At 68.4% G+C, this 24,045-nt stretch carries 20 protein-coding genes and 1 pseudogene; 11 read left to right on the forward strand and 10 right to left on the reverse strand.

Going from position 1 to position 24,045, the window contains the following annotated elements:
• Nucleotides 1–105: 105 nt before the first annotated feature.
• From CY652_RS08065 to CY652_RS08075, 3 genes are all read right to left on the reverse strand, one after another.
• Nucleotides 106–393, reverse strand: coding sequence for a hypothetical protein (locus tag CY652_RS08065; protein ID WP_146010046.1), 288 nt, complete (start codon nucleotides 391–393; stop codon nucleotides 106–108).
• Nucleotides 394–933: 540 nt separating this feature from the next.
• Nucleotides 934–2,004: a LacI family DNA-binding transcriptional regulator gene (locus CY652_RS08070; protein WP_102130196.1), complete on the reverse strand. Its 1,071-nt coding sequence runs from the start codon at nucleotides 2,002–2,004 to the stop codon at nucleotides 934–936.
• A gap of 222 nt (nucleotides 2,005–2,226) precedes the next feature.
• Nucleotides 2,227–3,096 carry a TauD/TfdA dioxygenase family protein gene (locus CY652_RS08075; RefSeq protein ID WP_102130197.1) on the reverse strand — a complete coding sequence of 290 codons (870 nt, stop codon included), beginning with the start codon at nucleotides 3,094–3,096 and terminating at the stop codon, nucleotides 2,227–2,229.
• A gap of 374 nt (nucleotides 3,097–3,470) precedes the next feature.
• On the opposite strand from CY652_RS08075, the gene CY652_RS08080 reads away from it, so the two are divergent.
• From CY652_RS08080 to CY652_RS08090, 3 genes are all read left to right on the forward strand, one after another.
• Nucleotides 3,471–4,814 carry an MFS transporter gene (locus CY652_RS08080; RefSeq protein ID WP_180970475.1) on the forward strand — a complete coding sequence of 448 codons (1,344 nt, stop codon included), beginning with the start codon at nucleotides 3,471–3,473 and terminating at the stop codon, nucleotides 4,812–4,814.
• Nucleotides 4,815–4,993: 179 nt separating this feature from the next.
• Nucleotides 4,994–5,980 (forward strand): L-threonate dehydrogenase, encoded by a 987-nt coding sequence (ltnD, locus tag CY652_RS08085; RefSeq protein ID WP_258002231.1) that lies wholly within the window; start codon nucleotides 4,994–4,996, stop codon nucleotides 5,978–5,980.
• A 125-nt stretch (nucleotides 5,981–6,105) separates the two neighbouring features.
• Nucleotides 6,106–7,071 (forward strand): D-2-hydroxyacid dehydrogenase family protein, encoded by a 966-nt coding sequence (locus CY652_RS08090; protein ID WP_219723714.1) that lies wholly within the window; start codon nucleotides 6,106–6,108, stop codon nucleotides 7,069–7,071.
• Nucleotides 7,072–7,120: 49 nt separating this feature from the next.
• Here CY652_RS08090 and CY652_RS08095 read toward each other — a convergent pair whose 3' ends face one another.
• Both CY652_RS08095 and CY652_RS08100 read right to left on the reverse strand, forming a co-directional pair.
• Entirely contained in the window at nucleotides 7,121–7,813 is a 693-nt protein-coding gene (locus CY652_RS08095; RefSeq protein ID WP_102130200.1) for an aspartyl/asparaginyl beta-hydroxylase domain-containing protein, read from the reverse strand.
• A gap of 82 nt (nucleotides 7,814–7,895) precedes the next feature.
• The gene (locus tag CY652_RS08100; protein WP_102130201.1) at nucleotides 7,896–8,840 is read right to left on the reverse strand and encodes a LysR family transcriptional regulator; all 945 of its coding nucleotides are present in this window, start codon (nucleotides 8,838–8,840) and stop codon (nucleotides 7,896–7,898) included.
• 96 nt (nucleotides 8,841–8,936) lie between these two features.
• Between CY652_RS08100 and CY652_RS08105 the strand changes: the two genes are divergently transcribed.
• Both CY652_RS08105 and CY652_RS08110 read left to right on the forward strand, forming a co-directional pair.
• Nucleotides 8,937–10,637, forward strand: coding sequence for an MFS transporter (locus tag CY652_RS08105; RefSeq protein ID WP_102130202.1), 1,701 nt, complete (start codon nucleotides 8,937–8,939; stop codon nucleotides 10,635–10,637).
• A 435-nt stretch (nucleotides 10,638–11,072) separates the two neighbouring features.
• Nucleotides 11,073–12,443 carry an MFS transporter gene (locus CY652_RS08110; protein WP_102130203.1) on the forward strand — a complete coding sequence of 457 codons (1,371 nt, stop codon included), beginning with the start codon at nucleotides 11,073–11,075 and terminating at the stop codon, nucleotides 12,441–12,443.
• 109 nt (nucleotides 12,444–12,552) lie between these two features.
• On the opposite strand, the gene CY652_RS08115 is transcribed toward CY652_RS08110, so the two are convergent.
• From CY652_RS08115 to CY652_RS08125, 3 genes are all read right to left on the reverse strand, one after another.
• Entirely contained in the window at nucleotides 12,553–12,747 is a 195-nt protein-coding gene (locus CY652_RS08115; protein WP_102130204.1) for a hypothetical protein, read from the reverse strand.
• A 175-nt stretch (nucleotides 12,748–12,922) separates the two neighbouring features.
• Complete coding sequence (locus CY652_RS08120) at nucleotides 12,923–14,539, reverse strand: methyl-accepting chemotaxis protein (RefSeq protein WP_308410378.1); 1,617 nt, start codon at nucleotides 14,537–14,539, stop codon at nucleotides 12,923–12,925.
• Between the two features lie 223 nt (nucleotides 14,540–14,762).
• Nucleotides 14,763–17,159 carry an acetamidase/formamidase family protein gene (locus CY652_RS08125; RefSeq protein WP_102130316.1) on the reverse strand — a complete coding sequence of 799 codons (2,397 nt, stop codon included), beginning with the start codon at nucleotides 17,157–17,159 and terminating at the stop codon, nucleotides 14,763–14,765.
• 518 nt (nucleotides 17,160–17,677) lie between these two features.
• On the opposite strand from CY652_RS08125, the gene CY652_RS08130 reads away from it, so the two are divergent.
• The 4 genes from CY652_RS08130 to CY652_RS08145 all read left to right on the forward strand — a co-directional run bounded on the left by CY652_RS08130 (nucleotide 17,678) and on the right by CY652_RS08145 (nucleotide 21,514).
• Nucleotides 17,678–18,727 carry an ABC transporter substrate-binding protein gene (locus tag CY652_RS08130; RefSeq protein WP_102130205.1) on the forward strand — a complete coding sequence of 350 codons (1,050 nt, stop codon included), beginning with the start codon at nucleotides 17,678–17,680 and terminating at the stop codon, nucleotides 18,725–18,727.
• Between the two features lie 11 nt (nucleotides 18,728–18,738).
• Nucleotides 18,739–19,593 carry an ABC transporter ATP-binding protein gene (locus CY652_RS08135; protein WP_102130206.1) on the forward strand — a complete coding sequence of 285 codons (855 nt, stop codon included), beginning with the start codon at nucleotides 18,739–18,741 and terminating at the stop codon, nucleotides 19,591–19,593.
• 17 nt (nucleotides 19,594–19,610) lie between these two features.
• Nucleotides 19,611–20,480 carry an ABC transporter permease gene (locus tag CY652_RS08140; protein ID WP_102130207.1) on the forward strand — a complete coding sequence of 290 codons (870 nt, stop codon included), beginning with the start codon at nucleotides 19,611–19,613 and terminating at the stop codon, nucleotides 20,478–20,480.
• Nucleotides 20,481–20,581: 101 nt separating this feature from the next.
• Nucleotides 20,582–21,514, forward strand: a complete 933-nt coding sequence (locus CY652_RS08145) for an acetamidase/formamidase family protein (protein WP_102130208.1) — start codon at nucleotides 20,582–20,584, stop codon at nucleotides 21,512–21,514.
• A gap of 147 nt (nucleotides 21,515–21,661) precedes the next feature.
• On the opposite strand, the gene CY652_RS08150 is transcribed toward CY652_RS08145, so the two are convergent.
• Nucleotides 21,662–22,186, reverse strand: coding sequence for a hypothetical protein (locus CY652_RS08150; RefSeq protein ID WP_102130209.1), 525 nt, complete (start codon nucleotides 22,184–22,186; stop codon nucleotides 21,662–21,664).
• 325 nt (nucleotides 22,187–22,511) lie between these two features.
• Between CY652_RS08150 and CY652_RS08155 the strand changes: the two are divergent.
• Together CY652_RS08155 and CY652_RS08160 are read left to right on the forward strand one after the other, a co-directional pair.
• Nucleotides 22,512–22,772: pseudogene (locus tag CY652_RS08155) on the forward strand (BrnT family toxin); the annotation flags it as partial.
• A 34-nt stretch (nucleotides 22,773–22,806) separates the two neighbouring features.
• Nucleotides 22,807–23,058 carry a BrnA antitoxin family protein gene (locus CY652_RS08160; protein ID WP_102130211.1) on the forward strand — a complete coding sequence of 84 codons (252 nt, stop codon included), beginning with the start codon at nucleotides 22,807–22,809 and terminating at the stop codon, nucleotides 23,056–23,058.
• Nucleotides 23,059–23,201: 143 nt separating this feature from the next.
• Here CY652_RS08160 and CY652_RS08165 read toward each other — a convergent pair whose 3' ends face one another.
• Nucleotides 23,202–23,930: a GntR family transcriptional regulator gene (locus CY652_RS08165; RefSeq protein ID WP_102130212.1), complete on the reverse strand. Its 729-nt coding sequence runs from the start codon at nucleotides 23,928–23,930 to the stop codon at nucleotides 23,202–23,204.
• Nucleotides 23,931–24,045 lie beyond the last annotated feature (115 nt).

The following is a 24,045-nucleotide window of genomic DNA, read 5'->3' on the forward strand; positions in this document are numbered from 1 at the left end:
GGCGCCGCGAATTCGCGGCACGGGGAAAACGGCACATGCTGGGCAGACGCCGCGTCGCCCGCGCGCGCCACGACGCGCGGCTCCGCTTTCCCGGTCGATTGAGACTTACGGCTGATTCCAGTGATCGTGGTCGCGATCGTGATCATGATCGGGATGACGCGCTTCCCAGTCGTGACGCGACCAGTAGCGGTGCCCGTCCCAATAGCGGTCGCCGTGCCAGCCGAGCGTGACCGATACCGTTGGCGCGGGCGCATAGGCGGGTGCCGGCGCATAACCCGGTGCGTAACCGTAGGCGGGTTGCGGAGGCGGCGGCGGACCGTAGACCGCGCATCCGCCGAGCACGGCGCTCGCGAGCGCGCCGGCTGCCGTCATGGATAGAAACGTTTTTCTCATTCAGCCTTCCTTCGAAAATCGGTAGGCCGATTATAGGAAGGCCGCGATGCCCGGGTGTAATAAGTTGCTACGGCGTCCGGCGCTCGCGCGCGCATCGGCTGCGCAGGTTTGCGTCGCGCCTGGCGGGGCTTTCCGATTCAATGGCTTGCGTGCTTTTTCGGCAGGTTGTCCACAGACTTGGAAACAGATTCTGTGGGTAACCTCGCGTGTCGACGGGCCGTGTTCCCGTAACGGAGAGCCCTGTTACGGCGTGACGTAACGGAGGAAACGATATCGAACGACGGGCGAACGGCCGGCGAGCCTTGTGCCGGCGTCGTGCGGCGAAGTGTGCGTTGCTGGCACGGTTATGGCTATACAGGGAATCGCTGGCTTGGGCTCGCCCACCCCGAATGGCGACCCGGCATTCATCCCCGCCCCCCGTGGCGGGGATTTTTTTATCCGGCGCTTGTCCGTGCGTTCACGTGCCGCTTGTCGCGTTGTTCGTCGCGTCGTTCATCGTGCACGTTCGTCCGGGCGTTTGCCGTGTTTCGTCGCGGGCGCTTATCGGCCGTCGTCGTCGTTCGCGTTATCGGGCCGGGGCCAGGGTTCGCGGGCCGTCGACCGCCGGATCACGAGCTCGTTTCTGAAGCAGCGCGATTCGAGCGCGCGCGCGGGGTCCGCGATGCGTGCGAGCAGCAGGTCGATCGCGCTTGCGACCATTTCGCCGAGCGGCTGGCGCACGGTCGTGAGGTCGTAGGCGTCCCACGACGCGGGCTCGATGTCGTCGTAGCCGATTACCCAGAGGTCGGACGGCACGCGCATGCCGGCCGAACGCGCGCCGTCGATCGCGCCGAGCGCGAGCACGTCGTTCACGCAGAACACGGCGTCGGGCGGCGACGCGAGTTCGAGCAGGCGTGAGACGGCTTCGTGGCCGCTCGCATGGGAGAAGCTCTGCGTGGGCTGATACCAGGACGGACGCAGTTCGATGCCTGCTTCGGCGAGCGCGGCGCGAAAACCGCGTTCGCGTTCGCGTATCGTGCTCGCCTGCTGCGTGCCGCCGATCAGCGCGATGCGGCGGCGTCCGCATTTGACGAGGTATTCGGCGGCGCGTCGTCCGCCGTCGAGGTTGTCGCTCGACACCTGGTCCGCGGGGTAGTTCTCGACCGTGCGGTTGACGAGCACGACCGGCACGCGCGACGAGGCGACCTCGCGCACGAACGCCGATTCGGCCGTCGTCGCGGTCAGGATGACGCCGTCGACGGCGCCCTGGCGGATCGCCTGGCTCGCCTGCAGGTCGCCGCCGTGCTCGGCGTTCCAGACCGTCATCCGCTGGTTCAGGCCCGTGAGCCGCGCGCCGATCAGTTCGAGCAGCGCGGGATAGACGGGATTGGACAGGCGCGCGACCACCACGCCGATGGCGCCGGTGCGGTTCGTGCGGAACGCGCGCGCCGCCGCGTTGACGGTGTAGCCGGTTTGCGCGAGCGCGCGCAGCACGCGCTCGCGGGCCTCGCCGCTCACGCGCGGGTCGTCGCGCAGCACGCGCGAGACGGTGCTCTGCGAAACGCCGGCGACTTTCGCGACGTCGTGGCTCGTCACGCTGGCGGCGCGCTCGCCGTCGCGGCGAGGCTTCATCGCGCGGCCGGCGCGCGGCGGCGAAAGACGGCGCGCGGTCGAAACGTCATCGGGTCGGGTCTCCGTTCGGGTCCGTCCGCGCTCGCTTCGGGTGCCGGCCGTTTCATGCGTTTCATGCGGGCGGCGCGGGCGCGGATGGGCACAGGCGTGCCGCCCGCGATTCTATCCTGGCCGCTCAGGCGCCGAACTCCGCGCGGGCTTGCCGCTCGCCGCCCGGGCCGCTCAGGCCGGCAGCGGCAGGTCGAGCGTGGTCGTGCGGCACAGCTCGCGGCGGTACTTGCGGTCGTCGAACGGGCGCGCGCGATGCATCGTCGCGAGGTTGTCCCAGATGACGAAGTCGTGCTCCCGCCACGCGTGCTGATAGACGAACTGCGCACGCGTGGCGTGCTGCATCAGGTCGTGCAGCAGCAGGCGGCCTTCCGGCAACGGCCAGCCGACGATCCGTTCGGCATGCGAAGCGAGATAGAGCGCGCGCCGGCCCGTGCGCGGATTGACCTGCACGAGCGGCTGCTCGGCGCCCTTGAGCCGGGCTTTTTCCTCTTCCGAGAACTCGAAGCCGAGCACCTGCCGCGAGTACGCGATCGAATGATGAACGCGCAGCCCCTCGACGGCGGCCTTTGTCTCGTCGTCGAGCGTGTCGTAGGCGGTGCGCATGTCGGCGAACTCGGTGTCGGCGCGCACGGGCGGCACGACGCGCGCCGAGAGCATCGAGTAGCGTCCCGGCGGATTCTCGAACGACGCGTCGGTGTGCCAGAGCCGGTTGCTGACCGTGCTCATGCGGCGTCGGTCGGCGTCGGGCAGGATCTCGCCGTTCGCGCCGACGTTCGAGATGTCGGTCAGCGCCTCGTTGCCGAAGCGGTTCTTGCCGAGCACGGCGACCGAGGTCTTCGTATGCAGCACGCCGTCGAAGCGCTGCGCGAACGCGAGCTGCTCGTCGTTGTCGAGCACCTGGTCGCGAACGACGAGGACGCCGTACGCGTCCATGGCCGCGCGGAGGCTGTCGAGCGTCTCCCTGTCGAAGGTGCTCTTCAAATCGATGCCTGTCATTTCGGCCGCGAAGTGCGGGTGAAGCTTCCTGATCTGGGGTGCCATGTTTCGCTCCTGAAGCCGGAACGCGTGCCGGAATCGCGGCAAGGGAAACCCTTCCCGCCTGGGCCGGATGCGCCGGTCGTTTTTCGGGTATTCGTCTTGTTTAACTACGTAGTCAACACAACGGTTCGGGTAATTACCGATACGTAGCGAAATTAAAGACTACGTAGTCATGATATTCTTTTTCGAAAGAGCGGTCCGTGTCAACGACCATCGCGCGCGGCATGACGCGATGGCCGCCACGTCGCCCCATCATTCGAACAAGGAGACAGCACGATGCCCGATTCGTCCTGGGCGCGCCGTCGCGCGGCCTCGTCCATGCATGCGCACGTCGCGGGTTGCCGCGTCGTCGCGTCCCGTTGAAGGAGGCGCCGACGATGTCCCGCACTTCACGCGACTCACAGGCCTCCACCACCACCTGGGTCCGCTGGCTGAGAATCATGCCGGTCGTGTTCCTGCTCTACACGATCGCGTATTTCGATCGCGTCAACATCGGTATGGCGCTGCCGAGCCTCTCGAAAGACCTCGGCCTGTCGCCCTCGCAGAGCGGGCTCGCGGCCGGCGTCTTTTTCTGGGGCTACCTGATCAGCTTTCTCGCGGCCGGTTTTCTCGCGCCGCGCCTCGGCGCGAAGCGCCTGATTTTCTGGTCGCTGCTCGGCTGGGGGCTGTTCGCAATGCTGAGCGGGCTGGCCCGGACCTTCGAGCAGCTCGCCGCGATGCGCTTCATGCTGGGCCTCTGCGAAGGGCCGGTCTGGACCTCGCTTTCGCTGCTGCTTTCGCAATGGTTTTTGCGCGCGGAGCGCGGGCGCGCGTTCGGCCTCTGGAACCTGAGCCTGCCGTTCGGCGCGCTGCTTTCGGGACCGATCTCGGGCGTCGTGCTGACCTACACGAACTGGCACGTCATGCTGATGCTCGAAGGCCTGCCGGCCTGGGTCTGGGCTGCGGTCTGGTGGCGCGCGATTCCGCGCGGCATCGCCCAGGCGTCGTGGCTTGCGCCCGAGGATCGCGACTACCTCGAGAAACGGCTCGCATCGGAGCAGGCCGAGTTCGCGTCGGTGCGCGCGTCGTCGGACTGGCGCGGCATGTTCCGTCAGCCGGCCGTGTGGCTGCTGCTCGTCGCGTTCTCGCTGATCAACATGGTCAATTACGGCTTCACGCTGTGGCTGCCGAGCGCGCTGAAGGCGATCAGCACGGCCGACATCGGGCACATCGGGCTGTTGAGCGCGCTGCCGTATCTGGCGAGCATCGCCGGCATTGTCTGCGTGTCGTGGAGTTCGGACCGCTTCCGCGAGCGGCGTTTCCATGCCGGGCTGCCGCTCCTGTGCGTCGGCGTGCTGCTCTATCTCGGCTCGCGCGCGGGCGCGCATTCGGTGACGGTCGAGGTGGCCGCGTTCACGCTGATCGGCTTTTTCATGTTCATGACGCTGCCGCTCATCTCGGCGCTGACGACCGACATCCTGCCGCAGGAATGGGCGATTCCCGCCATCGCGTTCACGGGCGGCATCGGCAACCTGTTCGGCGGCTTCGTGGGGCCGGTGATGGTGGGGCGGCTCGAGGAGATCGGCGGCAGCTTCTCGCTGGCGTTCGCGGTGCTCGGCGTGCTCGGCATCGTGGGCGGGCTGTCGATCCTCGCGGTCAGGCGTTCGCCGGCGGCGCACCGCGCGCAGCCCGATGCCGGGCCGTCGCCCGCCTCTTCCGCGCAGCGCCAGGCCGGCGGGTAGACGTCTCCGGTCCGGCGCCTGCATGTCGGCGCCCGCATTTCGCATGGAGTGCGCCCGCGCGGCGTGCGGCGCCCACTCCGTTCGTTTTCTCGCGGTGTTCCTTTTTCGCCGTTTTCCGGGCGCCATCGTCGGGACTGGCGGCACAATAGCCGTTGCGAGCCGGCCAGGCTCGCGCGCCTGTGGGCGCTTTTCGTGCGTTTCGCTTGCGCGTTCGCTGCGCGTGTCGATACGCGGCGGCGGGAGACAGCCGCTTTCAACCTGGAGAACAACGTATGTCGAGAAATGTCGGGGTCATCGGTCTCGGCGCAATGGGGCTGGGCGTCGCCCGCTCGCTGTTGCGCGCGGGCTTTCGCGTGCATGCCTGCGATCTGCGTCGCGACGTGCTCGATGCGTTCGCCGCCGAAGGCGGCGTGGCATGCGCGAGCCCGAAAGCGCTGGGCGCGCAGTGCGAGGTGCTGCTCACGCTCGTCGTCAACGCGGCGCAGACCGAGGCCGTGCTGTTCGGCGACGACGGCGCCGTGGCCGCGATGCCGCGCGGCGGCGTCGTGATCGCGAGCGCCACGGTGGCGCCGGCGTTCGCGCGCGAGCTGGGCCGGCGCGTCGAGGCCGCGGGCCTCCTGATGCTCGACGCGCCCGTTTCGGGCGGCGCCGCGCGCGCCGCCTCGGGCGAAATGACGATGATGACCTCGGGCCCCGCCGCGGCCTATGCCGCCTGCGAGGACGTGCTCGCGGCCATCTCGGGCAAGGTCTACCGGCTCGGCGCGGAGCACGGCGTGGGCTCGAAGGTGAAGATCATCAACCAGTTGCTCGCGGGCGTGCACATCGCGGCCGCGGCGGAGGCGATGGCGCTCGGGCTGCGCGAGGGCGTCGATCCCGGCGTGCTCTACGACGTCATCACGCACAGCGCGGGCAACTCGTGGATGTTCGAGAACCGCGTGCCGCACATTCTTGAGGGCGATTACACGCCGCTCTCGGCCGTCGACATCTTTGTCAAGGATCTCGGGCTCGTGCTCGATACCGCGCGCGCTTCGAAGTTTCCGCTGCCGCTCTCGGCGGCCGCGCACCAGATGTTCTCGATGGCCTCGTCGGCCGGTCACGGCGGCGAGGACGACTCGGCCGTGATCCGCATCTTCCCCGGCATCGACCTGCCGGCGACGAAGCGCTGAACCCGGGGGCGGGGCACCGCTTGTGCCGGACCCGCCTTCCGGCCGATTCGAAATTCGAATCGCACGCCACGAATCGCACGCCGCCACACGAAAGACACCACACAGACCCAACAGGAGCCTCACGCATGTCGATGACCGACACCGTCCATATCGCCGTTCTCGACGACTACCAGCACGTCGCCCACTCGCTCGCGGACTGGGCGAGCCTCGCGCCCCGGGCCAACCCGGTGTTCTTCCACGATCACGTGGCCGACCCCGACGCGCTCGCCGCCCGGCTCGAACCGTTCGACGTCGTCGTGCTGATGCGCGAGCGGACCCGCTTCGACGCGGCGCTGCTCGCGCGTCTGCCGCGCTTGAAGCTGATCGTCACCGTGGGCATGTGGAACGCCGCCGTCGACCTGCCGGCGGCGAAGGCCCGCGGCATCGTCGTGTCGGGCACGCAGGGCGGCGATCCGGGCGCGACGGCGGCGCTGACCTGGGCGCTCATCCTCGGCGCGACGCGCAACCTGCACGGCGAGTCCGCGTCCGTGCGCGCGGGCGGCTGGCAGACCGGCGTCGGCGTCGACGTGTACGGCAAGACGCTCGGCGTGCTCGGGCTCGGCCGCATCGGCGCCGACGTCGCGCGCATCGGCCTCGCGTTCGGCATGCGCGTGGTGGCATGGAGCCAGAATCTCAGTGCCGGACGCGCCGCCGAAGTCGGCGTGCGGCGCGTCGAGAAGGACGCGCTCTTTCGCGAGGCCGACGTGCTCACCGTTCATCTGAAGCTCGGCGAGCGCACGCGCGGCCTCGTCGGCGAGCGCGAGCTGGAGCTGATGAAGCCGACGGCGTACCTCGTCAACACGTCGCGCGGGCCCATCGTGTCCGAGCGCGCGTTGATCGGGGCGCTCGAGCGGCGCCGCATCGGCGGCGCGGCGCTCGACGTTTTCGACGTGGAGCCGCTGCCGCCGGGCCATCCGTTCCGCTTCCTGCCCAACGTGCTCGCGACGCCGCACATCGGCTACGTGACCGAAAACACCTATCGCGAGGCGTATCCGCAGATCGTCGAATCGATCCGCGCCTGGCTCGACGGCTCGCCCGTGCGCGAGCTTTGAGCGGACGACGCGCGCGGACCCCGGCGGTGCCGCGCGCGCCGCGTCCGGATCAGGTCAGCAGTTCGATGCCGCGCAGCCGCACGCCGAGGCGCACGAGCCCGATGATGGCCGACGAGAGCAGGCGCAGATGCCAGGGCAGGCCGCGGCGCCGGATGTCGAGCAGGAGCACGATGCGCACCTCGTCGCTCTCGTTCCAGACCGCGTGCTCGTAGGTGTCGTCCCAGAGCATGAACTGGCCTTCGGCGAGCCGGTATTCGCGCCCGTCGACCTTGAGCACGGCGGCCGGCGCGCCGTCGGCGCGGCGCGGCATCGAGAGGACGAGGTAGCCGCGCAGGATGCCGCGGAACGGCCCGTGATGGGGCGGGATGTACTTGCCCGGCGTGAGGAACGAGAACGAGACCGAGAGAACGTCGGGGATCGCCCTGGCGAGCGCTTCGAGCGTGGGGCTGCGCGCGAGGTTGCGCGCGAAGCGGATGCCGTAGGCCTGCATGATGAACATGCGCCAGTCGCGATCGTCGTTGGCCGAGATGGCGGCCTGCTCGCGCATGATGTCGTGAAAGCGCGGGATGCGGGGCAGGTCTTCGGCGACGGCGAGCGCCTCGTCGCGAATGCGCGGCCAGGCGCGGACGAAGCGTTCGGCTTCCGGAAACCAGACGTCGGCGTCGAGCACGGCCTCGCAGTCGATCCGCCGGTCGTACACGCGACGCAGGGCCCGCGCGGCCAGGTCGTAGGCAATGGACATGATTCCTTTGTCTTGTCGGTGAGGTCGGAGCGGCGGCGGTGCCCGCGGGTTGGGAGTCCGGTGCGATTGTTCCAGATGCGCTTTACGGTTTGCCTGCGCGCGCGGACAGCGACGGCGGCAGGGGCGCGGGCAGGGGTGCCGACGCGGTCGTGCCGCGCTGCCGCACGTGGCGCAGGAAGGCCCGGACGGCGGGCTCGCGCTCGTGGCGGCGAAAGGCGAGCGCCACGCCGGACGGAATGGCCCGGCCGGCGACGGCGCGATAGACGACGCCGGGCAGCGCGATGCAGTCGGCCAGCGTGCGCGGCACCACGGCCACGTTGCCGCCGAGCGCGACGCGCGCGAGCACGGCCGCGAGCGAGCCCGGACGCGGGCCGAGCTTCGGGGCGAAGCGTCCGCGCCGCGCGAGTTCCATCGTGCCGGCATCCTGCTCGGGCAGCACGAAGCAGGCGTCGCGCAGCAGCGCGGGCGCGACGGCGTCGTGCGCGGCCAGCGGCGAATCGGCGGGCAGGGCGAGGACGAACGTGTCGTGATGGACCGTGACGGCCTCGACGTCCTCCGGATAGCGCACGGGCGGCCTCACGTAGGCCACGTCGATGGTCTCGTTGCGAAGCAGCGTGCCGACCTGATCCATGACGATCTCCTCCAGCTCGAACTCCACGCCCGGCTGCGCGGCCCGGAACTCGCGGATGGCGTCCTGCAGCACGCCGGCATAGACGGCCGAGAACACGTAGCCGACCGCGATGCGGCCCAGCTCGCCGCGCTCGGCGAACTGAGCCCGCTCGCCGGCGCGGGACAGGTGTTCGAGCGCGGCGAGCGCGTCGGCGAGGTAGGCCGTGCCGGCCGCCGTCAGCGCGACGGAGCGTTTGGTCCGATGAAAGAGCCGCGCCCCGACGAGCCGCTCCATCTCCTGGATCAGCTTCGTCAGCGAGGGCGCGGCGATGCCGAGCGCCTCGGCCGCCCGCGAGAAGTGCAGATGCTGCGCGACGCTGACGAACGCACGGATGTGGCGAAGCTCGGGCTGCCGCATGCTGTTTCCATTCGCGTTAATTATTCTGCGATTCTATATGAATGACGGGAAATTCACGGCCGGCTAACATCGGGCGTCTTCATCGCTTGCCGACCGATGCCCATGTCGAACGCTCCGGGCGAAGCCCGCGCCCTTTCCTCCAATTCCTCCGCTGCTATCGCTGCTTCTGCTTCCGGCGCGCTGCCCGGCTGCGCGGCGCACGCCCGCTCGCCGCGCTTCGTGCTGCTGACCGCCTCGGCGGCCTGCGCGCTCGTCGTGCTCGACACGAACGTGGTCGCCGTCTCGCTGCCCGCCATCGCGCGCTCGTTCCATGCGAGCTTCGCGAGCGTCGAGTGGGTGGTCAGCGCCTACATGGTCGCGTTCGCGTCGAGCCTGCTCGCGGCGGGCGGGCTGGCCGACCGCGTCGGCCGCAAGCGCACGCTGCTGATCGGCCTCGCCGTGTTCGCGCTCGCCTCGCTCGGCTGCGGGCTCGCGCCGTCGATCGCGGCGCTGAATCTCGCGCGGGCCGTCAAGGGCTTCGGCGCGGCGCTGTTCCTGACCTCGGCGCTGGCCGTGATTGCCCACACGTTCCAGGCGGGACCGGAGCGCGTGAAGGCCTGGGCGTTCTGGGGCACGTGCATGGGGCTCGCCACGACGGCCGCGCCGCTCGTCGGCGGGGCGATCACGCAGTGGATCGGCTGGCGCGGCATCTTCCTGCTGAACCTGCCCGTGTGCGCCGTGCTGGCCGTCTGCGTGAGCATCGGCATCGGCGACTCGCGCAACCCGCACGCGGGGCCGATCGACGTCGCCGGCAGCGTTTTGTTCGGCGGCGGGCTCGCGCTCGGCATCTGGGCGCTCATCGGCGCGCCGGCGGCCGGCTGGACGAGCGCGCCGACGCTGCTGCGCTTCGCCGGTTGCGCGCTGCTCGTGGCGGGCTTCGTCGCCGTCGAGCGGGTCAAGGCCCGACTCGGGTCCCATCCGATGATCGACCTCGCGCTGTTCAGGCGGCCCCGCTTCGTCGCCGCCGTGCTGGCGATGTTCGGCTATGCCTCGTGCGCGCAGGTCATGATGACCTTTCTGCCGCTCTATCTGCAGAACGCATTCGGCTTTACCGCGATCGCGGCGGGCCTCGGCATGCTGCCGTTCGCGATCGCGATGGTCGTCGGGCCTTACGTGGGCTCGATTTGTTCGGCGCGTCTGCCGGGCCATGCGGTGCTGACGCTCGGCCTCGCGCTCATCGGCGCGGGCAATCTGGCGACGGCGCTGGCGGCGGGCGAGGCGCGCTATGCCGTGGTCGCGCTCGGTCTCGTCGTGACGGGCATCGGCGCCGGCGTGCTCAACGGCGACACGCAGAAGGCCATCATGGCCTGCGTGCCCGCGCACCGGATGGGCATGGCCTCGGGCATCAGCACGACGACGCGGTTCACCGCCATCGTGACCTCGGTGGGCGTGCTGGGCGCGGTGCTCGCCGCGCAGACGCATGCCGGCCTGACCGCGGCCGCGGCGGCGGGCCGGTTGCCGGCGGCGCTGCTCGACGCGCGGTTTCTGTCGAGCGTGCTGGCCGGCGATACGGCGCGGGCGGTGTCGTCGATGGCCGCGTCGGCGCGGCCCGCGCTGGCCGCCGCCGCGCGGGCGAGCTTCGCGGCGGGCTTCTCCGCCGCGCTCGACGTGGCCGGCGGCTTCGCGCTCGCGGTCGCGCTGCTCGTCTGGACGCTTTCGCGTCTGGACGAGCGAGTGGAAACGGCGTGGGCGGGCGAATCGACGCCGGCAAGCCCGACGAACCCGGGCGATGCGAACGCGACTGCCGGGCGCCGATAACGCGGACGTGCGCCATGCGCGTCCGGTCTCGATAGACGGCTGCAAAAAAAGAACGAGCCGGTTGGTGCGACGCATCGAGCGCGCCTGAAGCGCGTTCGCGCGCGCAAGCCAGTCGAAAAAAGCCGCAAACCCGTCGGGAAATACAGGCTTCCTGGCCGCCGGCCAACGCAGCCGGGCACGCCGCTGGCTCCGCCCGGAAAGTCCGCGATTGCCCGATGTTTTTCGTCGTTTCTCCTCATTTCGCATCGGCCCGGACAGGGGTGCCGACAGAGGCGCAGACAAGACAGATTCGGGTTTAGCCTGGCATTGCGCGCGCCCACGGGGCGTCGTTCAGCGACTAGGCTTGTATCTGCAGTACTGCACCCACAGCACAAACAGGAATCGGCGAGGGCTGCCTCGCAACCCGATTCGAAAGGAGACAAAGGCATGGATGGCATGGAGACTGAAACGCGCGCAATGGCGCGCGTGACCGCGCGGCTTGTTCCGTTCCTGATTTTTTGCTACTTCATCGCGTACCTGGACCGCGTCAACGTCGGCTTCGCCGCGTTGCAGATGAACCATGCGCTCGGGCTCTCGGCCGGCGCGTTCGGCTTCGGCGCGGGAATCTTCTTCATCGCGTACTTCTTCTTCGAGGTGCCGTCGAACCTGCTGCTCGACAAATTCGGCGCGCGGCGCTGGATCGCGCGGATCATGTTCACGTGGGGCATCGTCGCCGGCGCGATGGCGTTCATTCCCGACCTCTCGCGCTACACGGGCATCTCGTCCGCGCACGTGTTCTACGGCCTGCGCATTCTGCTCGGCCTCGCCGAAGCGGGCTTCTTCCCCGGCATCATCTTCCTGCTGACGCTCTGGTTTCCGGCCGCCTATCGCGGGCGCGTGGTCGGCTACTTCATGGCGGCCATTCCGCTTTCGACCGTGATCGGCGGGCCCGTGTCCGGCGCGCTGCTCTCGCTCGACGGCCGCGCAGGGCTCGCCGGCTGGCAGTGGCTCTATCTGCTCGAAGCGGTACCGGCGCTGGTGCTCTCGGTAGTGGTGCCGTTCTATCTGACCGACAAGCCCGCCGAGGCCGCGTGGCTCAAGCCCGACGAGCGCGAATGGCTCGTCGCGCGCCAGGCGCGCGAGCGCGCGCAGCGCGAGACCGCGCACGCGTTCAGCGTGCGCGAGGCGCTGACGAACCGGCGCGTGCTCGCCATCGCGCTCATCTATTTCGGCGCGAACGCCACGAACTACGGGCTCAGCTTCTTCCTGCCGCAGATCGTCAAGAGCTTCGGCCTTTCCAACCTGCAGACCGGCTTCGTCACGTCGCTGCCCTACATCGTCGGCGTGATCGGCATGGTGTACTGGGGCCGCCATTCGGACCGCAAGCTCGAACGCAAGCGTCACGTCGCGATCGCGCTGCTGATCGCGGCGGGCGGCATCGCCGTGTCGACGGCGCTGAGCAATCCCGTGCTCAAGATGCTTTCGCTCTCGATCGCGGGCTTCGGCATCTTCGGCTGCCTGCCCATCATCTGGACGCTGCCGGCCGCGTTCCTCTCGGGCGCGGCGGCGGCGGGCGGCATCGCGGCCGTCAATTCGCTCGGCAATCTGTCGGGCTTCTTCGGGCCGTACGTGGTGGGCTGGATCAAGGACAGCACGGGCAGCTTCGGCGCCGGGCTGCTGTGTCTCGCGGGCGCGGGCCTCGTCGGCGTGGCCGCGGTGCTGCTGTTGCATCACGACACCGCGCTCGAAAGCGGCACGGCCGGACCGTTCGCGCCACCGGCGAACGGAACCGGCGCGGGCGGCGGCCGCAAGGCGCTGGAGTCGTGAGCGGCGCGTGACGGGGGCGGGCGTTGGCTTGTACCGCTTGCCGTGCCGTCACGCCGGAAGGGAGGGCGCTTCGGGCCGCGCGACTCGCGGCCCGAAGCGCCAGGGGCCGTCAGGCCTCGAGCCGCTTCAGTTCCTCGTGCGCGAGCCGCTCGATTTCGCTGAGCGTGAAGCTGTCGACGTTGAGGCTGGCCTCGAACCGGATCTGGACGTTGACGGATTCGCCGGCCGGATTTTCGAGCACGGCGAAAACGGTATGCGGATGCGCGTTGCGGTCGACGGTGACGCCGGTCAGTTTGAGACTCATTCTGGATCCCCGGGAGTGGTGTCCCGATAGGGTACCGCAGCGCCGGCCGGTCTGCCCAGAGGCCGGGCTGCCCGGCTGTCGGCCGATTGCCGGCCAATTGCCGGCCGATTGCAGCCCGCGACGACCGGCGGCTACGTCATCGATCCGTCATCGACCGCTACGCTGTCATCGACCGCTACGCCGTCATCGGCGCCGGCAGGCCGGGCCGGACGCGCTGCTGCCCGGCGGCCGACGGCGCGCGCTCGAGCCGGAACACGCCGACCCGCTCCACGAGCCGGCCGGCCTGGTCCTGCAGCGAATCGGCCGCGGCGGCGGCCTGCTCGACGAGCGCCGCGTTCTGCTGCGTGACCTCGTCCATCTGCCCGAGCGCCTGGTTGATCTGTCCGATGCCCGCGCTCTGCGCGTGGTTCGCGGCCGTGATGTCGCCCATGATCCCGGCCACGCGATGCACGCTCGCGACGATCTCGTCCATCGTCGTGCCCGCCTGCCGGACCAGCCGGCTGCCCGATTCGACCTGATCGACCGATTCGCCGATCATCACCTTGATCTCCTTCGCGGCCGTCGCCGAGCGCTGCGCGAGGCTGCGCACTTCGGCGGCGACCACCGCGAAGCCCTTGCCCTGTTCGCCGGCCCGCGCTGCCTCGACGGCCGCGTTCAGCGCGAGGATGTTGGTCTGGAACGCGATGCCCTCGATCACGCCGACGATCTCGGCGATCCGGCCCGCCGACGCGTTGATCCCGCCCATCACGTCGACGACCTGCGCGATCACCGCGCCGCCGCGCGTCGCGACTTCGGAGGCCGACTGGGCCAGCCGGTTCCCCTGGGCCGCGTTCTCCGCGTTCTGCTTCACCGTGTTCGTCAGCTCCTGCATGGAGGCGACGGTTTCCTCCAGCGAGCCGGCCTGCTCCTCGGTGCGCGACGACAGGTCGAGGTTCCCGTTCGCGATTTCGCGCGATGCGGTCGCGATCGTATCGGCGCCGCTGCGTACCTCGCCGACGATCTGCTTCAGGCTGTCGTTCATGGCGCTCAGCGCGCGCAGCAGTTGTGCCGTTTCGTCGTGCCCGCGCGCGTCGATACGGGCGCCGAGGTCGCCCGCGGCCACGGTCTGCGCGAGACGCACCGCGTCGTTCAGCGGCCTCGTGATCGAGCGGGTGATGGACCACGCGCAGGCGAGCCCGATCAGCAGCGCGGCCCCGCCGAGCCCGAACATTGTCCGGCGGCCCGAGTCGATGCTCTCGCGGGCCTGTTCGCCGCCCGCCGCGACGAGCGCGTTCTGCCGCTCCACCATCGTGAGGATCGACTGCTGGAGCGCGTCGAGCGTTGCGAGCGTCTCGCCGTTCATCAGCGCCTCGGCCGCGTCGCGCTGGCCCTGCGCCAGCAGTTGCTGGACCTTCGTGAACGACTGGACGTAGGCCGAGCGCGTGGCGCGTATCTGCGCGAGCAGCGTCCGGTCGTCCGGCGTGTCGGCCAGCCGGTCGAGCGTGTCGAGATCGGCGGTGATCGCGCTCTTGTTGGCATCGACCGTCGCATCGATGCGGTCGATCGCGGCACGGTCGGTCGTGATGAACAGTTGCATCGTGAGCGCCGCGTTCGCGCGGGTCAGCGCGTCGACGTCCTGGGCTGCCGCCGCCTTCGCCCACTCGTGCTGCACGATCGCGTCGTTGATCCGGCCGATGTCGCCGAAACGGCCGAGCATCATCGCGATCAGCATGACCATCAGCGCGATGACCAGCCCGAAACCGGCCGCAAGACGCTTGCCGATCGTCCAGTTCGAAAAACTCATTTCGTTCATGCTTCGTGGTCCCCGAAACTACCGTACTGCCTGTTTTGTCTGCCTCCGGGCGGCCCCCAAAAAAACGTCCCCCCATCCCGGTTTGCCCGGGATGGGGGGACGTCGTTGTCCGCCCGAAAGCCGTTTTTTGCTGCTGCGTTGCCCGAATCGTTGTTGATCGGCGCGGGCCGGATTTTACTTCACCCGTCGCGCCGCCCCAAAAAACGGCCGGTTTCCGGTTTCCTCAGGGTTCGAACAGTTCCTTGCGGATGATGGCATGCACGCCCCAGTTGCCGTCGACGATCTGCGTCACGCCGAAGTCGACAGCCACCGACATCAGCGAAATCGCCTCGTCCTCCGTCAGGCCTTTCGCCGTCATCAGGAAACGGCGCGTCTTGATGAACGCGTCGCGCATCGCGAGGTCGAGCGTCGCCTTCTCGTAGACCTTGCTCTGCGCCTGGGTGCCGAATTCGGCCAGATAGTTCGGATAACTGAAGCCGTGCAGCACCCACTCGGTGGCCGTTTCCAGCAACGGGTAGGTCAGGTCGGCGAAGGGCTGGCGCTCCAGCGTGGCGCGCTTGTGCAGTACGAGCTTGAAGTCGCCCGTCAGCGAGCATTCGATGGCCGTGCCGCACAGCTCCGAATCGCCCTGCGAGGCGTGCGGATCGCCGACCGAGAACAGCGCGCCCGGCACGCTGATCGGCAAATAGACGCTCGCGCCCTGCGCAAGGCGCCAGTTGTCGATGTTGCCGCCGAACGAGGACGGCGGAATCGAATCGATCGGACCGTCCTGCTGCGGCGCGACGCCGATCAGCCCGAAATGCGCGCGCACGGGCACCTTCACGTTCTTCAGCACGTCGTGGTTTTCGGTGATCGTGGCCGGATCGACAGGCACGCCCGGATAGTCGATGGTCGGATGCACGACGCCGAACGGATCGCGCTGCGGCGTCCAGCGGTAGTTGTAGACGGCGCGCGCGTAGGCGGGCCGGTCTTTGGGCAGTTCGGCGTCGAGCTCGTAGATCGTGACGACCTCGCGCGGCTTCGGCTCGGTCAGCAGCTCGCGATAGTGGAAGCCCCACCAGGCCGCGACGTTGCTGCCGAACACGCGGCCCGAGAACAGCGGATTGGCGCAGGGCCTCGGCCGCACGTCGAGAATCTGCACTTCGAGCACGTCGCCGGGCTCGGCGCCGCGCACCGCGATCGGGCCCGTGCAGATGTGGGTGCCGAAGCCTTCGCCGGCGCCGCGTCCGTAGATCGACGCATCCATCGGGCCCGCGCCGCGCCGGTTCACGTTCTTGCGCTCGGCGCTCCAGTGGAACACGCTTTCGGCGCCGGGGTCGCCCGCCACCATCCGCGCCCAGTCGTCGGAGGCGTTCTGGGTCAGCGTCTCGATCGTCACGGTGTCGCCGCTGTCGACTTCGAGCACGGGCTTCAGGTCGCGCGAGAAGTAGCCCCAGTGCACCGTGTTCGCGGTGGCGCGCAGCAGATGATGGCGCGGCCGGCCGGGCCGCCGGACCGCGGGCGGCGGGTCCGGCTGCGTCGGTTCCTGCTCCTTGACCGGCAGGCCGGCGACGACCGTGTCGGCTTCGTCCGTCGCGACTCGCGCCGCGCGCGCGCGCGTCTGCGCGTTCAGCGGCAGGCTCTCGACATTGAGCGGCAGCCCGCGCGAGATGTCGCGCACGAGATGCCGCGCGAGTTCGAGGCTGGCTTCGTGGCGGAACGCGCGCGGCGAAGTCTGGTATTGCTCGCGGAACACGCGGCTGAAATGCGCGGGATCGTTGAAGCCCCAGCGAAAGCAGATGTCGGAGATCGACACTTTCTCGTAGAGCGGATCGACGAGCTCGGCGCGGCAGCGTTCGAGTCGGCGCACGCGCAGATAGGTGGAGAAGTTCTGGCCCGTCGTCTCGAAGAGCTTTTGCAGATAGCGCGGCGACACGCGTTCTTCGGCCGCGATCATCGCGAGGCTGACGTTCGGGTCGCCGAGCCGCGCGTCGATGCTGCGGCACACGCGCGAGAACAGCGCGGACTGCGAGGGCTTCAGGCCGTTGTATTGCGCCTCGCGCTGGCGGGCCGCGAGGCTGGCCGCGAGAAATTCGATCAGCGCGAGTTCGAGCGAGCGCAGCTCGTTGACCGACAGCGTGTCGATGCTTTCGGCCAGCGAGGCGAGGAAGCCGGCGAACACGTGGCCCATGCCGGTGTTGCCGTCGATGCGCAGCGCGTGCAGCGACGACGAGGCGAGCAGGCGTCCGCTGATGGCCGCCTGCGGCACGCGCACGAGGACGGCGCGAAACTCCGATTCGAAGATGAGCGAGGCCCGTCCGCGCGCGGGCAGATAAACGAGGTCGTGCGTCGCGATGCGCTCGCGCCGCCCGTCGACGAGCAGGGCGCCGCTGCCGCCCGCGTTCAGCGCGACCCACTGGCTGTCGCCGGTGGAATCGTCGGGTTCCAGCGTCTGCGCGTCCGATACGAGCACACCGAGGTCGAGCCCGCCTACCGAGGTCTGCGACTGGAGCGTGCCGTGCAATGCGTGCGCGCCGGCATGCGGGCGCGTGCGCAGGCCGAGCTTGCCGAGCGCGTCGCGCCAGGCGCGCGGCCGTTCGGCTTCGGGGTAGGACTCCGTCGTGAAACGCAACAACTGCACATACCCTCCGGAATTCATGAGGACGACGCGCGTTCGCGAAGCGTCCGCGGTGTCCGGTTGCGCCCGTTGCGCGCGTCCGGCGGCAGGGCCGGGCGCGTCGGGGCGCAGTCGATTAAAGCAACCTCTGCGCCAGCCGTGCGCCGGCGGCGGCTAACGGCATGGCAGAGCCGCCGCCGGCGCGATGCCCGGGTTCGAGGCAGCCATGCACGAACTTGTGCCGGTGGTGCAGGCGTGCACCGCGCTGGCGCACGACGGCCTGAGCCGCTCACCGGACAAACGGCGGCGGCCCGCCGCCTGCCCCGTTCCGCGACGCCTTTCGCCGCGCTTGCGCCGGGCGCTGGGTCACGGAGGGCGGTGCCATTCATCGCACGCCTTTCGCGCCTGCACAAGAAGTAGTTCGTCCCTGCACAAATGCCGCTATTTTGTCGTTCCTATGATGGCTTCACGCTGGAGCACGGGTACGCGCCGCGCAATCATTTTCCCGCTTCTCTTCCTTGCTGAATGGAGCCTCACGAAAGATGAATACTTCGCCTCTCGCTCGTCGAACGTCCCGCCGTCCGGCCCTCGCGCGCCTCGCCTGTGCCGCGCTCGCCGCCTTCGCCATGGGCGCGGCCGGCGTAGCCGACGCGGCGCCGCCGCTGCAGCCGATCGAGTTCTCCGAGGCCGTCCATAACCTCGGCTACATCGAACTCTACGTGGGCGAGCACGCCGGCATCTTCGCGAAGCACGGCCTCGCGCTGCACCTGACGGCCGCCGGCGGCGACACCCAGGCGTTCGCGGCGGTGCTCGGCGGGACCGCGCAGTTCGCGGTCGGCGACCCGACGATGGTGGAAATGTCGCGCGAGCGCGGCGGCCCCGGCATCGTGATCGGCACGCTCGTGCAGCGCGCGCATTACTTCGGCGTCTCGAAGACGGTGAACCACGTGATCACGAACCCCAAGGAATTCAAGGGGCTGACCTTCGTGACCTCGCCCGATCCGAACACCAACTATAGCGTCACGAAGAAGCTCATGCAGGACGCGGGTCTCAAGATCGGCACCGACGCGAAGATCATCGAAGTGAACCCGGGCACCGAGATCGGCGCGATGCTGGCCGGCCGCGCCGACGTGGCCGTCGCCTATCAGCCGAGCGTGGCCGCGGCCGTGGCGCAGGGCGCGAAGGTCGTGTTCGACTTCTCGAGCTACATGGGCCCGTTCTGCAACACGGGCGTGATGGTGCTGCCGTCCTACGCGAAGGCGCATCCGCAAGTCGTGCAGGAACTCATCGATTCGCTCGAGGAGGCCGCGCGCCTCACCTACTCGAATCCGGCCTACGCGAAGCAGGTCGCGCGCGCCGAGTTCCCCGACGTGCCCGCCGCCGTCGTGAACCGCGCGATCGACATGGAGCTGCAGTACAAGATCCCGGCGCAGACGATCCCCGTGGAGCCGAAGCAATGGCAGAACCTGATGGCGATGCAGACCTACCTCGGCAACGTGAAGGGTTCGGTGCCGTTCGACTCGGTGATCGACAACAGCTTCGCCGACAAGGCGGTGAAGCTGGCCGGCACCGCCGCGGTCGCCTCGAAGTGACGGGTACTTCGATGCAGGACGAAGCAGGCCTCGCGCGGACGCGCACGTCCGACGGGCCGGCCGCGCAGTCCGCGGCCGGCGTGCAGTCCGTCGCCGTGCCGCTGGCCGCGCGCGGCGTCGGCAAGACCTACGGCGAGGAGGAAGACGCCAATCCCGTCATCGGCGACATCTCGTTCGACCTCAAGGCGGGCGAGATCGTCAGCCTCGTCGGGCCGTCCGGCTGCGGCAAGACCACGTTGCTGAACCTGATGAGCGGCCTCACGCAGCCCACGCGCGGCGAGGTGTCCTGGCACGGCAACCGCCTGAAGGGCGTGCCGCGCGGCGTCGGCTACATGCTGCAGAAGGACATGTTGATGCCGTGGCGCACCGCGCTCGCGAACGTTACGCTCGGCCTCGAGATGAGCGGCATGGGGCGTGCGCACCGCGAGAAGAAGGCGCACGCGATGCTCTCGAAAGTGGGCCTCGCGCCGTACTACGACTACTACCCGTCCGCGCTTTCGGGCGGCATGCGCCAGCGCGTGGCGCTCGCGCGCACGCTCGTCACCGACCCCGAGGTGATCCTGCTCGACGAGCCGTTCGCGGCGCTCGACTTCCAGACCAAGGTCGTGCTCGAAAGCGACATGGCGAAGCTCGTGAGAAGCGAAGGGCGCTCGGTGCTGCTCATCACGCACGACGTGGAGGAGGCCGTCTCGCTCTCCGACCGCGTGATCGTGCTCACGCACCGGCCCTCGAGCATCAAGTCCATTTACGAAATCGATCTTCCCGGCGAGCGCGGCGACATGATGGCCATGCGCGACGCGCCGGGCTTTGCCTCGCTCGTGCGCGAGATCTGGTCGCAGCTCGACGTGCGCATGGGCGAGCGCTGACCGAAGGAGCGAGACACATGAAACATTCCCGCAATCCGACTCTCGTCGCCGGCGAAGCCGGCGCGACCGATGCGCTGGATGCGCCGGCCCAGCACGTGCGCCGGCGTCGCCGCCTGCTGCGCGACTGGCGCGGCAAGCTCGGCGTCGCCGTCTGCCAGGCGGGTCTGCTCGCGGTGCTGCTCGGCCTCTGGCAGTACGCCACCTCGAAGCAGGCGGTCAGCGCGTTCCTGTTCGGCTCGCCCTCGCAGATCTGGGGCTTTCTCGTGCAGATGGAGCAGGACGGCAGCCTCTTTCACGACGCGGGCGTCACGGGCATGGAAACGCTGCTCGGCTTCGTGCTCGGCAACCTGATCGGCACCGTGCTCGGCCTGTCGCTCTGGTATTCGCGCTTCGTCTCGAAGGTGATGCAGCCGTTCATCGTCGCGCTCGGCTCGATTCCGATCGTCGCGCTCGCGCCCATCGTCATCATCTGGTTCGGCACCGGGCTGCCCTCGAAGATCGCGATGTCGACGCTCTCGGTCGTCGTGGTCGCGCTCGTGATCGCCTACAAGGGCGCCACCGGCATCGACGACGACCAGATCAACCTGATGCGCACGCTCGGCGCCGCCAAGCGGCAGATCTTCATGAAGCTCGTGATTCCGGCCTCGCTGCGCGACATCTTCGCCGGCCTGAAGCTGACCGTGGGCTTCGCGCTGATCGGCGCGATTCTCGGCGAGTTCATGTCGTCCTCGGACGGGCTCGGACACGCCATCTTCAAGGCAGGCAGCCTTTACATCATTCCCGAGGTCTTCGCCGGCGTGGTCGTGACGATCGCGCTCGCGCTGTTCCTCTCGTTTCTCGTCGGGCGGCTCGAACGCTTCCTGATGCCCTGGCACCGCTTCGACTGAACGCCCGGGGGCCGCGCGCGCCGCGCGTACCGGCCGGGCGCGCGCGGTCGAGGGAAACGGAACCCGCGGAAACCGGCCATCCACCGAGAACCACTGCAATCATGAACACGTTGAACCGACAGCATCAGATCATTCGCAAGGACGAACTGAAGTACGCGCTCGCCGCCACCGACAGCTTCATCGCCGAAGTGGCGCCGGGCGAGACCTTCGAGGTGGAGACCGAACTGAACATCGGCGGCCACCTCATCACGGACATCAACGACAAGCTCGACGCGAGCCAGGTCACGCTGCCGTTCGTGAATCCGGCCACGGGCCCGATCCGGCTGCGCGGCGCGAAGCCCGGCGACATGGTGGTGATCGACGTGCTCGAGGTCGGCGTGCACGGCCTCGGCTACACGGCGCTGTGGCCCGGCATCGGCATTTTCCCCGACTGGGTGCGCAAGAAGGAGTTCGGCATCCAGAACCGCAACGTGGTCGTGAAGGACGGCATCGTGCACTGGAGCGACTCGCTCAAGCTCGAGGCGAAGCCGATGGTCGGCGTGATCGGCGTCGCGCCCGTGGCGGGCGGCACGCTGACGGTCGACAACGGCGTGCACGGCGGCAACCTCGACATTCAGGAAGTCACGAACGGCAACCGTGTGATGTTCCCGGTCTTCCACGAGGGCGCGTACCTGTACTTCGGCGACGTCCACGCGCTCCAGGGCGACGCGGAATGCAACGGCATGGGCGCCATCGAGATTCGCGGCCACCTGAAGCTCAAGGTCGACCTCGTGAAGGCGCCGCAGCGCATGACCTGGCCGCGCATCGAGACGCCGACGCACATCTGCACCGTGGGCTGCGCCCGCCCGCTCGACGACGCGCTGCGCATCGCCTTTGAGGAGATGGTCTACTGGCTCGAGGAGGAGTACAAAATTCCGGCGGCGGAGGCCTACATGCTGCTCGGGCAGATTGCCGAGGCGCGCTGCACGCAGATGGTCAACCCGAAATTCACCTACGTCTGCAAGGTCGCGAAGAAGTATCTGCCGAAGCATTGAGCGGTGCGCGACGCGACGGCCGGGTTCGGGGTTTTCTCCGTTTCCGGGCCTTGAAATGAAAAACCGCCGGCGTATTGCTCACGCCGGCGGTTTTGTTTTTGCGGCCTGCCGGAGTCCCGAAACGGGCCCGGCGAATGCGCGCGGGCGTCAGACCCTGAGCCCCGGCGAGCGGGCCGGCGGGGCAGAGGCGGGCGCGGCGCCCTCGACCGGGTACACGACGACGACCGGGTCCGGCATCGCCCAGAGCGGCGCCGAGAACACGACGTCTTGCGGCGCCGGCAGCGCGAACGAGCCGACGAGCGCCGCGTGCTGGAGCGCCAGCATCTGGCGCTGCATTTGCTGCTGCATCGCCAGCATCTGCCCCTGCGCCGCGCGCATCTGGTATTCCATAGCCCGGATCTGCCGCAGCGCGTCCGCGGGCGGCAGGCCGCCCGTGCTCGTCTGCATCTCGAAGCTCGCGCCACCCCTGGGGCTATGCCAGCTCCAGGTGCTGACCTTCATCGGGCCGGCCGCGGTCTTGACGACGCGCGTCTCGGCCTGCACCGGCACGGTCTGGCCATTGATGCTGACGAACATCGGCTGCGCGGCGGCCTGGATGTCGGCCTGCCCGGCCAGTGCGAGTACCGGAACGAGCGCCAGCGCGCCCGCGGCCATAGATGAACGAAATCGCATATTCGTACCTCCATCGATCGATCACTGCTCGACTCAACAACGAAACAATCCTGCGACTCCGGAGGGAGTCATGCGGGACTATGCGGGCCGAGGCTTAAGCCAGAATTAAAATCAGACGTGTATTACGACGTTCCGTTGTGCGTCGAACGTGCAGAACTCCCGGTCGACAAGAAGGCGATTTTCAGGCGATTTTCTCCCAAAAAAATGCTCTGTTTCGGCGAGTTTCGCCCCTTTTCGGCGGCTTATGACAGCCAGGAATGAGTCTCCCATTGCGTAGCTACAAATATTCTTTTGCTTTCATATTTTTGTAGCTACAATTAAATGTATGGACATCACATTCGACCCGGCCAAGGATGTGACAAACGTTGCCAAGCATGGGGTTTCGCTCTCACTGGCGATGGAGATCGACTGGCCGGAAGTGTGGTGCGGTGTCGATGATCGCAAGGACTACGGTGAACTGCGCGAAATCGGGTACGCCCTGATTAGTACCCGGCTCTTCTGCGTGGTGTTCACGCAGCGGAGCGAATCGTTCCATGTCATCAGCCTGCGCAAGGCCAATCCGAGAGAGGTGAAACGCTATGCAGAACACGATCAAGACCCGCTCCGGGCGCACGATTGTCATGCCGACGGCAGAAGAGGAGGCGGCCATCCAGCACGGGATAGACGCCGACCCTGACACATACGTGCCGGGCGATGAGGAATTCGCGCGCATGAAGCGGCGTGGTCGGCCGCGTGCCGATACCCCCAAGGTTCTTCTGTCCGTCCGTTACGACGCCGATGTCGTCGAGGCATTCAAGGCAACCGGCGACGGCTGGCAGACTCGCATGAACGCGGCCCTGAAGGACTGGCTCAAGGATCATTCGCCGGCGTGATGCCCCGGGTCTTCCACGGGTCACGTCGGAAGCGGGGCATTTGACAGTATCGGCAGGGCGTGCTTCCACGGCGTTTCGCGGGATGCGCACTATCTGGCAGGCGACTGCAACGCCGTTAGCCTTTCGAACCGGAAAGCCGGTTTTCACTTCCCTTCCGGCACCGCCTGCCGGTCGACCGCCGTCACGGTGCGTTCGGCCAGCACCGCCTCGAGCTTGGCGATCAGGTGGCGGCGCAGGATCGCCGAGAGCCGCCGGCCGTCGCGCGCCTCGAGCGCCTCGATCATCTCCTCGTGCTCGTGGATCGCGCTGTCCCACTTCGCGGTCTGGAAGTTCGAGCGAAAGCGCAGCGCCTGCAGGCGCCGGTTGATCGACACGTAGACCTGGCGCAGCGCCGGATTGCGCGCGGCCTCGTTGATGCGGTCGTGAATTTCCTGGTTGCGCGCGTAGTAGCCCGAGAGGTCGTGCCGCTCGCGGCAGATCAGCATGGCGGCGTGCAGCGCCTTGATCTCCATGACCTCGGTGGCCGTGATCCGCTCGCAGGCGAGCTCGCCCGAGAACGCCTCGAGCCCGCTCATGAGCTCGAACATTTCGCGCACGCTCGTCTCGCTGAACTGCGCGACCGACGCGCCGCGGTTCGGCGAGATTTCGATGAGCCCCTCCGCCTCGAGCACCTTCAGCGCCTCGCGCAGCGGCGTGCGCGAAATGCCGAGCGTCTCGCAGAGCTTGCGCTCGTTGAGTTTCTCGCCGGGCCCGAGCAGACCCTCGACGATGAACCGGCGCAGATGGTCGACGACGGTGTCGTGCAGCCGGGGACGCTCCACCCGGGGCAGAACGGGGGCGAGCTGCACATCCGGAATGTCGGGATTTTGCATGCAATGCCTCTATAGACACGTTTACCCCGATTGTAGCGTAGGCCCCGCCAGGCCTAGCAATGGTCGGGCCTTCCGGGTTTATCCCAGGCCCGAAAAGGTTTGGTATTGGCCGGGA

The sequence above is a fragment of the Burkholderia sp. WAC0059 genome (genome assembly GCF_002870125.1).
Taxonomy (GTDB): domain Bacteria; phylum Pseudomonadota; class Gammaproteobacteria; order Burkholderiales; family Burkholderiaceae; genus Paraburkholderia.

Bases quoted from the DNA above. Each gene is read 5' to 3' on its own strand.
- CY652_RS08145 (WP_102130208.1), top strand. From the start codon at position 20,582: ATGAACACGTTGAACCGACAGCATCAGATCATTCGCAAGGACGAACTG.
- CY652_RS08120 (WP_308410378.1), bottom strand. From the start codon at position 14,539: ATGAACGAAATGAGTTTTTCGAACTGGACGATCGGCAAGCGTCTTGCG.
- CY652_RS08080 (WP_180970475.1), top strand. From the start codon at position 3,471: ATGTCCCGCACTTCACGCGACTCACAGGCCTCCACCACCACCTGGGTC.
- CY652_RS08075 (WP_102130197.1), bottom strand. From the start codon at position 3,096: ATGGCACCCCAGATCAGGAAGCTTCACCCGCACTTCGCGGCCGAAATG.
- CY652_RS08095 (WP_102130200.1), bottom strand. From the start codon at position 7,813: ATGTCCATTGCCTACGACCTGGCCGCGCGGGCCCTGCGTCGCGTGTAC.
- CY652_RS08135 (WP_102130206.1), top strand. From the start codon at position 18,739: ATGCAGGACGAAGCAGGCCTCGCGCGGACGCGCACGTCCGACGGGCCG.
- CY652_RS08150 (WP_102130209.1), bottom strand. From the start codon at position 22,186: ATGCGATTTCGTTCATCTATGGCCGCGGGCGCGCTGGCGCTCGTTCCG.
- CY652_RS08090 (WP_219723714.1), top strand. From the start codon at position 6,106: ATGTCGATGACCGACACCGTCCATATCGCCGTTCTCGACGACTACCAG.
- CY652_RS08115 (WP_102130204.1), bottom strand. From the start codon at position 12,747: ATGAGTCTCAAACTGACCGGCGTCACCGTCGACCGCAACGCGCATCCG.
- CY652_RS08065 (WP_146010046.1), bottom strand. From the start codon at position 393: ATGAGAAAAACGTTTCTATCCATGACGGCAGCCGGCGCGCTCGCGAGC.
- CY652_RS08105 (WP_102130202.1), top strand. From the start codon at position 8,937: ATGCCCATGTCGAACGCTCCGGGCGAAGCCCGCGCCCTTTCCTCCAAT.
- CY652_RS08070 (WP_102130196.1), bottom strand. From the start codon at position 2,004: ATGAAGCCTCGCCGCGACGGCGAGCGCGCCGCCAGCGTGACGAGCCAC.
- CY652_RS08140 (WP_102130207.1), top strand. From the start codon at position 19,611: ATGAAACATTCCCGCAATCCGACTCTCGTCGCCGGCGAAGCCGGCGCG.
- CY652_RS08160 (WP_102130211.1), top strand. From the start codon at position 22,807: ATGCCGACGGCAGAAGAGGAGGCGGCCATCCAGCACGGGATAGACGCC.
- CY652_RS08130 (WP_102130205.1), top strand. From the start codon at position 17,678: ATGAATACTTCGCCTCTCGCTCGTCGAACGTCCCGCCGTCCGGCCCTC.
- CY652_RS08100 (WP_102130201.1), bottom strand. From the start codon at position 8,840: ATGCGGCAGCCCGAGCTTCGCCACATCCGTGCGTTCGTCAGCGTCGCG.
- CY652_RS08110 (WP_102130203.1), top strand. From the start codon at position 11,073: ATGGAGACTGAAACGCGCGCAATGGCGCGCGTGACCGCGCGGCTTGTT.
- CY652_RS08165 (WP_102130212.1), bottom strand. From the start codon at position 23,930: ATGCAAAATCCCGACATTCCGGATGTGCAGCTCGCCCCCGTTCTGCCC.